The sequence below is a fragment of the Paenibacillus sp. sgz302148 genome (assembly GCF_056120465.1).
Genome location: NZ_JBVYOJ010000006.1, coordinates 144,205 through 156,632, shown reverse-complemented (window position 1 = coordinate 156,632; position 12,428 = coordinate 144,205). Strand labels below are relative to the sequence as shown.

Sequence of the window (12,428 nt, the reverse complement as noted above, 5' to 3'; positions counted from 1 at the left end):
TCCTATAGAAACAAATTTTCGCGCCATCCAGGAGGAAAATGGATATGTCGAAGCGAATTGTCGAATAAAGGTGAAAAATATACTATCGTTTTCGACAGAGGGGTTAACACATCATGCTGCGTTGGGTTGGATGGTTGCGTAAGCGGTTTATGGTCAAAATGGTGGCGGCTGTGCTCGTCGTATTCATTCTGCTGGCGGCCCAGTCTATTTTTATTCAGGTGCAGGACGCGCAGAAGGCGGTTGAGGAAACGATCGCCCGCTACGGGATGCGGATGGCGTCCAGTTATGCAGGGCAGATGGACACAAGCCGTATCGAGCAATTTATGCAAAATGAAACGGAGAGCGACCTGTACTGGTCGATTCGCGGCGAGATGGATCAATACCGGAGCCGGATCGGCGCCCGGTATGTATATCTCGTCCGTATCGACGACAAAGGGCAGCCGCTCATCATGATCGACGGGCAGCCGAAAGGGTCGGACAGCGCTTCGCCGATCGGGGAAGTGACCGACGTTCCCGCGGACGCGGTGGAGTCGCTGCTGAAAGGGGAGACGGCCAGCTCGCCGCTCATCGACAATCCGACGTACGGCAAATATATTTCCACGTATGCGCCGATAAAACGGGCGGACGGCACCGTTCTGGCTATTCTCGGCATCGATACCGATGCCGAGGTCGTAAGCACGCTGGCGGGCGAAGTGATCCGGAGCAGCGCGCCTTTGTACGGATGGATGCTCGCGCTGATGGCGCTTGGCGTGGCTCTTATCGTGTTCCTGCTGGCGCGGGCGCTCCGTCCGCTGCGGCATATGGCGACGGCGGCGGAGCGTATCGCTTCGGGCGATTTGCAAGGAGCCGGCGTCATGCTGGCCCAGCATCCGGTACGATCCGCGGATGAGGTCGGCGCGGTGTACCGGGCGATGGTGAACATGTCGAGCCGGATGAACGAAATCATCGGCGAGCTCGTCCGCGCGGTGTCGAAGACGACCGAGCAGGTGGCGTCAACGACGGAACGCTTCGCCGTGGAAACGCGCCAGCTGCTCAACATGAACACGCGCATCGACGCTTCGGTCCGTGAGGTGGCCGCAGGCATGGGCGTGCAGCAAACAAGCACGCAAGAGTGTGCGACCGGCATGGAGGAGATGTCCGCTGCCGTTCAGCGCGTCTCCTCGGCGTCGCTGGCGTTGTACGATGCATCGGATAACGCGCTGCATAACGCCGAATCCGGCAAAGCCGTCGTTCGGCAGATGAGCGGCCAGATCGGCGCGATCGCCGAGTCGACGCAGGAAGCGGCCGCGCGTGTCACCGCGCTGCGGAGCTACTCGGAGCAGATCGAAGACGCATTGCGCGCGATCCGCGAGATCGCGGATCAGACGAAGCTGCTCGCCTTGAACGCGTCGATCGAAGCGGCGCGGGCGGGTGAGCACGGCGCAGGCTTTGCCGTCGTCGCGGCGCAAGTGCGCAAGCTGGCGGAAGACGCCTCCGGCTCAACGGGCCGGATTGCCGACCTGCTGCTCGGCATCCAGAACGAGACGAGCGGAATCGCAAGCGCGATGGACGGCGGCATTCGCGAGGTGGGTGCAGGGCAACGACTCTCCGTGCAGGCGGAGGCGTCCTTCGCGAACATCGTGGAGATGTTCCGGAGCATTACGGAGCAGATTCACGAAGTTTCTTCGGCGGCGGAGCAAATGTCGGCGGGGTCCGAGGAAGTGGCCGCATCCGCAGGCGGCATCGCCGACATCGCCCGCTCGGTATCGGCGAGCACCGCGGACATTAGCGGCCTCATTCAGGAGCAATTGGCCGCGGTTCGCAGCATTGCCGAATCGGCCGCAGCGCTTAGCGACACGACGCAGGAGATGCGTGCCGCGGTCAGCGGGATCAAGGTATAGCGAGACAATCGCGTCAGTAAGAATAAACACTCCGTTTCATCCGTTTGCCATGTCAGGCGAGCGGTGGGGCGGAGTGTTTTCGTTGGACTAGTCAACAATAAACTGCTGCTAACGAATTTCAAAATCCGCAGCCAATCTAGCCGAAAGATCGGTTTTGTATCCTTCGATTTGCTTCACGAGACGGTACTGCCCCGGTTCAAGCTTCTTCGAGAACAGAACATTTTCATGGAACGATTGACCAGGCTTTACGTGCAATGCTATCGATTCAATTTCCCCATCGTTTAAAGGTACAAGCTTCCATCCCTTGGGCTCATTGCGATAAACCTCGTACCCGTAACCCAAATATAGATCGGTGGGACCGGCATTAAAAAGGGTTAATGTCGTCCGGTCGGAATCCTTCTCGGGAGCATCGACTTTAAGACGAGCGTTGAGTTCGTGAGATGGCACAAAAAGAGGCGAGATCAACGTATCCTCAACAACGTCCTTAGAGGAAAGAATCTCGATGCTGAGTAAGTAATTTGTGCTAGGAGATTCGGGCATTTTAAAAGTGAAAATAACGTTTCCGTTCACCATATTGTTAATATCAGCCACATGTTCCTTCAAGAGTTCGATTCGTTTACCTGCTGAATCCCGGCTCGTGACTTGAAAGTGAACGGTGCGACCTTCAGGAATTTTGCCTAATGAAACGCTTGCCTCGTCGCCGGCTGCCGTTTCTCCAGAAGTGATGGAAGTAATAAGGCTAAATCCATTCACGTCCTCGAACCATTTGCCTGTCCTGGGTCTATAATCGTTAGCGGCACTTAAGGCACGCTCTTGTGGGAGCATGGCGGAGGGTTTTACCACGTCCGGATTGCCTGTAATGTTTGATAATTTATCAACATCGGCACTTACCACAGCAGATGTGGCGATTTCCGAATCGGAACTGGATTTTGTATCGCATGAGGATAGAACAAGACAAAAAACGATCATGATTATCAGCTTGCGCATGCGTAGTCCCCCCTTCTTTTCTAGAGACGTCGAAATGAAGGAAATTGTTACGCACGAAAAGTTATTTAATGTGTACTAAGCGACCAACACTCGATTGGAGTGTTTTATTTTTCAAAATCTATAGAAAAAGTAAACGAAATAATTTATAATCGTATACATTATATTGAATGAATATGTGAATCTAACTCCGATAAGGAGGGAAGAGGTAATCCTATATCGAGAAACTCTAGCAAACAACAGAACCTCATTTGTTCTATAAGGTAAACGAAATAATATAATGTTGTATACCAAAAAGGAGAGTGGAGAAAACATGGCTTCTACACCAGTTACGGAGCAAGGAAGCACCGAGGAGACGGTATCCATCAAATCGCTGCTGGGCCCGCTGCTCGCCGTCATTGTCGGGATGATTATGGTTATCCTCGACAGTACGGTCGTGAACGTCGCTTTGCCGGGCTTTATCGATGAGTTCAAAACGACCGTTCTGACGATGCAATGGACGATTACCGGCTATACGCTGGCTTTATCGGCCGTTATTCCTCTGGCCGGTTGGATGACGGACCGATTCGGCGCCAAACGAATTTTTCTCGTCACGATTACTTTATTTACGCTCGGCTCGGTTCTATGCTCCGTTGCGCAAACCGCCGAGCAATTGATCCTGTATCGCATCCTCCAAGGGCTTGGCGGCGGCATGGTGGCGCCGATCGGGATGGCGATGATTTTCCGGATCGCGCCTCCGGGCAAAATAGGCTCCGTCATGGGCATGCTTGGCGTGCCGATGCTGCTTGCGCCCGCGCTTGGTCCGGTGCTCGCCGGCTGGCTGATCGAATATGCCTCGTGGCATTGGATCTTCCTGATCAACCTGCCGATCGGCGTTATCGCCATTCTGATCGGCATGCGGCATTTGCCGAAGGTGGAACGCAAGGCGGTGCCTTCACTTGACATTCTCGGCATGATCCTAGCGCCGATCGCCTTTGCTTCGCTCGCGTATGGCGTAAGCGAGGGCGGGCATGACTGGGCGTCGGCCGAGACGATCACCGCGTTGATCGTAGGCGGGGTAACGCTGCTGCTGTTCATGATCGTCGAGCTTCGTCACAAGCAGCCGCTGCTGGAGCTGCGGGCGTTTGGCTCCTCCGACTTTTCCCGCGGCATCGTCATCTCCTGGATTGCGCAAATTTCGCTGATCGGCGCGATCGTGCTGATCCCGGTCTATTTGCAAAGCTTCAAAGGCTACGGCGCGCTCGACACGGGACTGATTCTGCTGCCGCAGGCGCTGGCCTCCGGACTCACGATGCCGATCGGCGGCAAGCTGTTCGACAAGCTCGGCGCGCGCCCGCTTGCGATCGTCGGCATGACGATCATTACCGGGGCGCTGGTCATGCTGTCGCAGGTTGCGCCGGACACCGGCACGGCGTACGTCATCACGGCGCTTACGCTGATCGGCGCAGGCATGGGGCTCGCGATGATGGCGATCAACACGCACGTGCTGCAGGCGGCGCCGCGCCATTTGGTGAGTCGCGTGACGCCGATGACGACGGCCGTGCAGCAGGTGGTCGCTTCGTTCGCCGTCGCAGGGCTGACCGGCTTCCTTAACACGCGCATGACCGACCGCCTCGCCGGCGCGGATAATCCGTTAGCCGCTTCGGTATCGGCCTTCGGTGATACGTTCCTGCTGGCCGCGGGGCTCGCGGCATTGGGCGCGGTTCTCGGCATCGTCCTGCGCAGGCCGAAGCAGCAGCCGGAAGACGCATCGGCGCAAACTACGGATGAAGCCGGCAAAGCAATGATGATGGGGCATTGACATCGGGAATCTGTCTGCCCGCATGGCGGTACCCTTCCCAGTCACGGGAGGCGAGCAGCGTAGAGGACGGCAATCCGGCAAACGCCGTGAGCGATAAAACCGCAAAGCTCAGCAGGGCCGAGGCCATACGGGGTGACCGCCGTCGATCCGTGCCATGCCGAGCTGCGAGCAGCGTTCGGTGTGAAATTCGCTATGCTATGCTCCCGCGCTTCTTTCGGCATTTCATGTCCATTCCTGTTATAATGAACCTAACTATTACAGCAGTTAACGTCTTGCCGAGAAGCAGGGGGTACAATCATGCCGCAGGAACAAACGCAGAAGCATTCGCGGAAGCGGGAAGATATGGTGCATGCCGCCGAGGAATTGTTTTTGAAAAAAGGAATACGTGCCGTTACGGTTGAAGAAATCGTCAGCCACTCTCAAGTGAGTAAACGGACGTTTTATAAATATTTTGCCGACAAAAAAGATATTCTGGAACCGGTGCTGCTGCGGCTCGTCGAAGTCGAATCCGGTAATCTCGCCAAGCTTGTGGAGCAAGGCAAGCAAAGTCGGATGACTCAGCAAGCGTTTCTGCAAATATTCGACGTGAACGTATACGACCGTTTCTTTCAGTCCGAGTTCACGCGTGAGCTGCTTCAGGATTATCCCGATCTGGTGCAGAAGCTCACGGATAATTGGTTAAGCAAGGTGCTGCCGATATTCCGGGAGCTCGTTCGGATGGCCAAAATCGACGGAATCGTGCGCATGGATATCGATACGGAAGTGCTGTTCATTTTTATACAGATGATTCGCCGGGGATTCTCGCAAAACCCGCATACGCCGGAGCATATGAGCATGAGGGAATTCACGGGCAAGGTATTTGAAATCTTCCTGTACGGCGTGGTCGAAAGGGGAGCGGGGGCCCCGGAAACGCCGCCTTCGATCCGCAGCGATATTAACCGTTTGTAAGGCGTCTTAATGTCTCGAACCGGTCTTTTTGCAAATAAAACTTTACTCAAGGTACGTCCTGAGCGAGTGGGATTTCGGCGAAAGAGGGCTGCTCCGCAAACGCAATGAGATACAGACTTACCTGAGCGAAGGGGATTTCGGCAAAAGATAAAGTCCGACGCACAAACGAATGAGGTTGTCCTAAACGCCACATGCTGGCTGCGGACAGCCTCTTTTTTCGTTGACGACAATAATCATTATCAATTAAAATCGTAAAAGCTATATACATGTGGACGGAGTGGAGTGGAGAGGAGAGAGTCGCTCGAATGAACAGAGCTGCAGAGAGAGTCAAGCTATTCCTACAGTATATCGAAGCGCGTGAGACGAAGCTGGGCGGCGGAGAAGTTCATCGATTCGAGGTCAATGAACTGCACCGCTTCGGAATTTGCCTTGATGCGGACCTTGCCGCAGCGCATGAACCCGCCAAAGACCGGCGCGCCGAGATCACATCCGGCGAGATGTTTTATGTCTCTGCCGGCAGGGCGTTTACCTTGTGCAATCGCTCCTCTTCGAATGCCCGGGTACTCGTCGTCTCGTTCCGATGCCTGGATGAATCCGGCCGGCCGTCAAGCTTCGCTGAGGCCGATCACGCGCCCGCGATATTCAAGATGCCGCAGATGAAAAACTGGTACTCCGATTTCGCGGCGGACGATCGGGCGGGGAGTTTATCCGACGATTGGCAGCTGCAATCCCGGCTGTACGCCATCGCCGGCGCTTATCTGAAATCGCTGCCAAAGCCGCATTTGAATAAAGGCGAAATCGGCGGATTCATCGAGCAAGCGAAGCAAACGATGCTCGAAAATTACGACTTGGCGCTCGATATGGAGCAAATGGCCCGAAGCTCCGGGGCGGGGCCCAGTCAATTTTACCGGGCTTTTCGCGAGCGTACCGGATTAAGCCCGCTCAAGTTTCTTATCTCGACCCGGCTCGGGGCGTCGCTCCGTCTGCTGGCCGACCCGGAGGTATCCGTAGCGGAAGCCGCTCATTCGGTCGGGTATTCGGACGAATATTATTTCAGCCGGCTGTTCAAAAAATATATGGGCCTTGCCCCGACGGAATATGCCGCAAAGGCTCAAATTTCCGTAGCCGTGTTATGTCCCGTCTTCGCAGGGGACTTGGCCGTGCTCGGCATAACGCCGTGCGTTACGCTGCCAAGGGATTGGGACCTAGATGCCGGGAGCAGGGAGCGGTACATTCGGGAAGTCGAGCAAGCTCGGCCGGACCTGATCTTAACGGGACCGATCTCGGACGACCTACGCAAGCAAATGTCCCGTATCGCCCCGGTATCGATGTTCTACTGGCACCGGTATTCCTGGAAGAAACGACTGCTCGATTTCGCGCGGCTGCTGGATCTGACGAGCGTCGCGGAGCGGTGGCTTGCGGATTTCGAGCGGAAAACCGACAACGCCCGCCAGCATGTGCGAAGCGCTTATCCGGATACGCCGTTCCTTCTAGTCGGCATTCGCGAGCATAATATCCGGCTGTACGGCACGCAAAAACGGAAGCTGACCGATTTGTTCTACGATGAGCTGAGGTTCATGGCTCCTCCGGCCGCCGATGCGGTCGGCTTCGTGGATTGCCCCACGCTTCGCGAAGCAGCCGCGCTCGATTGCGACAACGCGATTTTCCTGGTTGAACTGCCTGCATCGGATCGATATTGCGAGCAAGTGGAGCAGGAATGGAAGCGGCTCAAGAAAAATCGCCACAAGAAGGCCATCTTGTTCATCCGGATGGAAGAACCGTTCCTGTACAACGCCGCGATGCATGAGAGGCTGGTCGACCAAATTGTAAGCCTCGTTCACCCGGATCATCGGCTCAAAAAGAAAAGTCCATGACGAAATCGGAAAATCCATTCCGGTTTCTTTTTTTTTGCTGTATGATGTGATCTTGAAAGAGGTAATGATAATCATTATCAACGTCAAATGTTAACGTGGAGGGCCGATGACCATCATCATGAAAGGGCGATGAAGCTTTTATACCTTTGGCTGTTGTTAATCCTGCTATCGTTTGTTTCTTTATTCGTCGGGGTCTCGGATGTAAGCCCGCTGGATCTGTTCCGCATGACCGAGCAGCAGATGCAGGTGATGCAGATCAGCCGGATTCCGCGATTGGTCAGCATATTGATCGCGGGTGTCGGGATGAGCGTGATCGGACTTATTATGCAGCAGCTGGCAAGGAACAAGTTCGTATCGCCGACGACGGCCGGCACGACGGATTCCGCCAGCCTGGGCGTGCTTGTTGCGATGCTGCTCATGCCGAATGCGCCGCCTTACCTGAAGGTGATCATCGCCTTTGCCTTTGCGCTGCTCGGTACGATGGTCTTTATGCGGATCTTGAATAAAGTGAAGTTTCGCGATCCGATTCTGATCGCCCTCGTCGGGCTCATGTTCGGCAGTATCGTCGGAGCGGCGACTACGTTTCTGGCGCTGAAATACGATTTGATGCAAAGCGTGTCCAGCTGGCTGCACGGGGATTTCTCCGTAATCCTGCAAGGCCGTTACGAAATGCTGTACGTCAGCGTGCCATTGATCGTATTGGCCTATGCGTTCGCCAATCGGTTCACGATCGCCGGGATGGGCGAGGATTTTGCGGTGAACCTCGGTTTGAAATACAAGCAGGTCGTCAACATCGGGCTCGGCATCGTCGCGCTCGTATCGGCGGTTATTCAGCTGACGGTCGGCTCGCTGCCGTTTCTCGGCTTGATTATCCCGAATATCGTCTCCATGTATCGGGGCGACAATATTAGGAGCAGCTTGTCTCATACCGCGTTGCTCGGAGCGATTTTCGTATTGGCATGCGATATTTTCGGCCGGGTGATCATTTTCCCGTATGAGGTTTCGATCGGCCTCGTCGTTGGCGTGCTTGGCAGCGGGATATTCCTTTATCTGCTTCTGAGGAGACAATCTTATGCGTGACAACTGGAAGCTTCTTGCGCTCGGAGTCCTTGCGGTCGGACTCATGATTGCATTCATGACGATCGATGCGAGCGGCAACTGGGACTACGTCCTCCCGCGCAGGGGCAAAAAAATAGCGGCAGTACTGCTGACAGGGGCAGCCATATCGTATTCGACCGTCGTGTTCCAGACGATGACGAACAACCGCATTCTGACGCCGAGCTTGATCGGATTGGATTCGTTATACTTGCTGCTGCATACCGCCGTCGTTTTTGTTTTTGGTTCAACGACGCTTACCTTGATGGGCAAAAACATCCAGTTCCTGCTCGCCATTGCAGGCATGACGGCGTTTGCCGGCCTGCTGTTCAAGCTGCTGTTTCGCAGGGAAGGCAACCATCTGTATTTCTTGCTGCTCGTCGGCATTATCTGCGGCACGTTTTTCTCCAGCATATCGTCGTTTCTGCAAATGCTGCTTGATCCGAACGAGTTCTCGGTCGTGCAGGATAAAATGTTCGCCAGCTTCAACAATGTGAACACCGATATTCTGATTATTGCGGCGGTGCTAAGCGTAATGGCGATGCTGTTCTTCTACCGGGAGTACAAGTACTTGGATGTGCTGGCGCTCGGCAAGGAGCATGCGGTGAACCTTGGGGTTCCCTATGATCGAACCGTCAAGCGGTTGTTCGCTGCGGTGGCGATTCTGATCTCGATCTCGACGGCGCTTGTCGGGCCGATTACGTTCCTCGGGCTGCTCGTCGCCAACGTGACGTACCGGTTGTTTGCAACGTTTCGCCATGCGGTCGTCATTCCGGGAACGATGCTGGTCAGCTTCATCGCGCTGGTCGGCGGACAGCTGATCGTCGAGCGAGTGTTCACATTTTCGACGTCGCTCAGTGTCATCATTAATTTTGCGGGAGGCATCTATTTCTTATATTTACTGCTCAAGGAGAACAAAAAGTGATTGAAGCTAGAAATGTAACGAAGCGTTACGGGGACAAACACGGCATTCACGACATCTCGGTCCGCATTGCCAAAGGGCGGATCACATCTTTCATCGGACCGAACGGCGCCGGCAAAAGCACGCTGCTCTCCGCCATCAGCCGGCTGCTGCCGATGGACGCAGGCGAGGTGCTGATCGACGGGATGGATATCAAGCGCACGGACAGCGACAAGCTCGCCCGCAAAATTTCGATATTGAAGCAATCCAACCATTTGACCGTCAGGCTCACGATCCGCGACCTGGTCGAATTCGGCAGGTTTCCTCATTCCAAAGGGAGACTGACCGACGAAGACAAACGGCATGTGGATGAGGCCATCCGCTATATGGAGCTTGCGTCGCTTCAGGACAAATTCCTCGATCAGCTTAGCGGAGGCCAGCGGCAAAGAGCTTTTATCGCGATGGTACTCGCACAGGACACCGAATACGTGCTGCTTGACGAACCGCTCAACAATTTGGACATGAAGCATTCCGTTCAAATTATGAAGGTGCTGCGGCGCTTGACGGATGAGCTGGGTAAAACGGTGGTGCTCGTCCTGCACGACATCAATTTCGCCTCGTGTTATTCCGACCGCATCGTCGCGATGAAAGACGGAACTATCGTGAAGGAAGGCACGACGGACGAGATGATCGAACCGGCCGTTCTGAAAGAAATTTACGATATGGATATTCCCGTACATACGGTGGATGGCAACAAAATTTGCGTTTATTTTTTACCAGAATAGAATTTATAAGTTTTCCACAGATAACGCAGTGTATTAAATTCTATTTGGCAAGAAAAGCTTCCTCTTACGCAGGGTCATTCGTCGTGGAAAGGGCTTCGGATAGAAGCTTTTCTTATAAAAAATAAGGAGTGGTTCTCTGTGAAAAAAACATGTTCTCTGCTTATTCTGACTTTGATTTTTGCGGTCGTCATGTCCGCATGCGGCGCCAAAAAAGACGGCGATTCCGGGGCATCGGCCGACAAGCCCGCTTCGACGAACGAAAGCAGCAATGCAAGCGCAGGCGATACATCGAAAGGATCCGCGGGCGAAAGCTCCTCTTCAAGCGCATCCGACGAAATTACGATCAAGCACCCGCTTGGTTCCGAAACATTAAAGAAAAATCCGGCGAAGGTCGTCGTATTCGAATACGGCACGCTGGATACGCTGGATAAGCTTGGCGTCGAGGTTGCGGCTGTTCCGAAATCGAGCTTGCCGGAATATCTCGCGAAGTACAAAGCCGACAAGTACGAGGATGCAGGCACGCTGTTTGAGCCGGACTTCGAGAAGCTAAACAAAATGAAGCCGGACGTCATCTTCATTGGAGGTAGAACGGGAGAAGCTTACGCGGAGTTGAAGAAGATCGCTCCAACAATCCAAATAACGCTGGATTATTCGAAATTCAGCGAATCCTTTGCGGATAACGTGAACAAAATCGCCCAGCTATTCTCCAAAGAAACGGAAGCGGCAAACGAGGTCACGGCGTTCAACAATGCGGCGCAGGAGCTGAAAAGCAAAGCGGCGAATGCGGGCAAAGCGCTGGTCATTCTGACAACCGGCGGCAAAATTAGCGCATACGGTCCGGGCTCGCGCTTCGGCGTTATCCACGACGTATTCGGCTTTGCTCCGGCGGATGACAAAATCGAAGCATCCAATCACGGCCAAAGCATCTCGAACGAATACATCGCCGAGAAAAATCCGGACGTCCTGTTCGTCATCGACCGCGACGCCGTAGCGGGCGGAGAAGGCGCCAAGCCGGCGAAGGAAGTTATCGAAAACGATCTTGTGAAAAATACGAATGCGTTCAAAAACGGCAAAATCGTATACCTGGATCCGGGTTATTGGTACCTGTCAGGCGGCGGGCTTCTCTCGAACGGCGAGATGGTCAAGGAAGCGGCACAAGCCGTCCAATAGTCGAATAAAGAAGGATCTATCGATTCGAATGGAGGTTAAAAACGATGATGATTCAAACAAGAACGATCACCGTGCAGCCAGGCAATGCGGACAAAGTGGTGGAACGCTTCAGCACCAAGGGGCCGCTTGATGGCAGAGAAGGATTGATTGATATTACTGTCATGGTCAACAAGCGGACGAAGGAGCATGAAGAGGTCGTCGTGATGATCCGCTGGGAATACGAAGAAGCGTGGAAAAACTGGGAGAAAAGCCCCGAGCACATTGCAGGCCACCGCAACAACAAAGGGCAGACGCCTCCGGAATACGTGATCAGCTCGACGGTGAACATGTACGAGGTAAAAACGGTGAAGGCCAATTAAACGTTAGGTTGGCGGCCATCATCCAAAAAACAGGCGAGAGCTCCTCTTGGTGAGGGGTTCGCGCCTTCGTTTATTTTCATGCATGCAGGAGTAAAACTGAGATCAATGTACGGCTTCGCCGACGGCGGCCAGCACTTTTCCGACGAATGCGGGAGTACCCCAAACGATAAAGCGCCCTTTCTTCTCCTCATCGACATAAAAGTATTGAAATTTCGCTTTTCCCCGGTTTGGATCGGGTTCGTTCATGTGTCTCATGAATACCTCGGATATGCGCACGGCTTCCGTCGTGCTGACGTAACAATCCATAACGGAGCATACTTGAAGTTTGCCTTCCGCTTCGCTTCCCGTCCCTTGGATGAAAGCTTGCACGTCGTCCGCTGCATCCGCCTTAAATTCCTTGAGCCGACCACCGATGAACATTTCGGCATCCTCCTTCCGAATTCTCCATTCTCCGCCAACCTTGGACGCTCTCAGCTGCTGCTCCCGAATGTAACGCCGGATGGTCCTGGGGTGCATTTCGAGCATTTGGGCCAACTGATCCACGGTGTATAAATCAGCCAATAGAAGCACCTCCATTTTCGATGTTGATCACATTATATTTCATATTGGATAAATTGTATAGGATTAAATG

At 54.1% G+C, this 12,428-nt stretch carries 12 protein-coding genes; 9 read left to right on the top strand and 3 right to left on the bottom strand.

The genetic code is table 11. From position 1 onward, the window contains the following. Positions 1-113: 113 nt before the first annotated feature. The gene (locus AC0LWM_RS10975) at positions 114-1,880 is read left to right on the top strand and encodes a methyl-accepting chemotaxis protein (RefSeq protein ID WP_474674975.1); all 1,767 of its coding nucleotides are present in this window, start codon (positions 114-116) and stop codon (positions 1,878-1,880) included. A gap of 108 nt (positions 1,881-1,988) precedes the next feature. On the opposite strand, the gene AC0LWM_RS10970 is transcribed toward AC0LWM_RS10975, so the two are convergent. Then, positions 1,989-2,867, bottom strand: coding sequence for an immunoglobulin-like domain-containing protein (locus AC0LWM_RS10970; protein WP_474674974.1), 879 nt, complete (start codon positions 2,865-2,867; stop codon positions 1,989-1,991). A 310-nt stretch (positions 2,868-3,177) separates the two neighbouring features. Here AC0LWM_RS10970 and AC0LWM_RS10965 point away from each other — a divergent pair, with 310 nt between their 5' ends. Then, complete coding sequence (locus AC0LWM_RS10965; RefSeq protein WP_474674973.1) at positions 3,178-4,665, top strand: DHA2 family efflux MFS transporter permease subunit; 1,488 nt, start codon at positions 3,178-3,180, stop codon at positions 4,663-4,665. A gap of 41 nt (positions 4,666-4,706) precedes the next feature. On the opposite strand, the gene AC0LWM_RS10960 is transcribed toward AC0LWM_RS10965, so the two are convergent. Beyond that, positions 4,707-4,886, bottom strand: a complete 180-nt coding sequence (locus tag AC0LWM_RS10960; protein WP_474674972.1) for a hypothetical protein — start codon at positions 4,884-4,886, stop codon at positions 4,707-4,709. A gap of 76 nt (positions 4,887-4,962) precedes the next feature. Between AC0LWM_RS10960 and AC0LWM_RS10955 the strand changes: the two genes are divergently transcribed. The 7 genes from AC0LWM_RS10955 to AC0LWM_RS10925 all read left to right on the top strand — a co-directional run bounded on the left by AC0LWM_RS10955 (position 4,963) and on the right by AC0LWM_RS10925 (position 11,797). Beyond that, complete coding sequence (locus tag AC0LWM_RS10955) at positions 4,963-5,613, top strand: TetR/AcrR family transcriptional regulator (RefSeq protein ID WP_474674971.1); 651 nt, start codon at positions 4,963-4,965, stop codon at positions 5,611-5,613. A gap of 305 nt (positions 5,614-5,918) precedes the next feature. After that, complete coding sequence (locus tag AC0LWM_RS10950; RefSeq protein WP_474674970.1) at positions 5,919-7,487, top strand: helix-turn-helix domain-containing protein; 1,569 nt, start codon at positions 5,919-5,921, stop codon at positions 7,485-7,487. Positions 7,488-7,616: 129 nt separating this feature from the next. Continuing rightward, entirely contained in the window at positions 7,617-8,567 is a 951-nt protein-coding gene (locus tag AC0LWM_RS10945; protein WP_474674969.1) for an ABC transporter permease, read from the top strand. Beyond that, positions 8,560-9,507 (top strand): iron chelate uptake ABC transporter family permease subunit, encoded by a 948-nt coding sequence (locus AC0LWM_RS10940; protein WP_474674968.1) that lies wholly within the window; start codon positions 8,560-8,562, stop codon positions 9,505-9,507. The genes AC0LWM_RS10945 and AC0LWM_RS10940 overlap by 8 nt, the downstream gene beginning before the upstream one ends. After that, positions 9,504-10,268: an iron ABC transporter ATP-binding protein gene (locus AC0LWM_RS10935; RefSeq protein WP_474674967.1), complete on the top strand. Its 765-nt coding sequence runs from the start codon at positions 9,504-9,506 to the stop codon at positions 10,266-10,268. Before AC0LWM_RS10940 ends, AC0LWM_RS10935 begins: the two co-directional genes overlap by 4 nt. 138 nt (positions 10,269-10,406) lie before the next feature. Next, positions 10,407-11,438 carry a siderophore ABC transporter substrate-binding protein gene (locus AC0LWM_RS10930; protein ID WP_474674966.1) on the top strand — a complete coding sequence of 344 codons (1,032 nt, stop codon included), beginning with the start codon at positions 10,407-10,409 and terminating at the stop codon, positions 11,436-11,438. A 44-nt stretch (positions 11,439-11,482) separates the two neighbouring features. Continuing rightward, the gene (locus tag AC0LWM_RS10925) at positions 11,483-11,797 is read left to right on the top strand and encodes an antibiotic biosynthesis monooxygenase (RefSeq protein WP_474674965.1); all 315 of its coding nucleotides are present in this window, start codon (positions 11,483-11,485) and stop codon (positions 11,795-11,797) included. A gap of 102 nt (positions 11,798-11,899) precedes the next feature. On the opposite strand, the gene AC0LWM_RS10920 is transcribed toward AC0LWM_RS10925, so the two are convergent. Next, positions 11,900-12,358 carry a helix-turn-helix domain-containing protein gene (locus tag AC0LWM_RS10920; protein ID WP_474674964.1) on the bottom strand — a complete coding sequence of 153 codons (459 nt, stop codon included), beginning with the start codon at positions 12,356-12,358 and terminating at the stop codon, positions 11,900-11,902. Between the last annotated feature and the right edge of the window lie 70 nt (positions 12,359-12,428).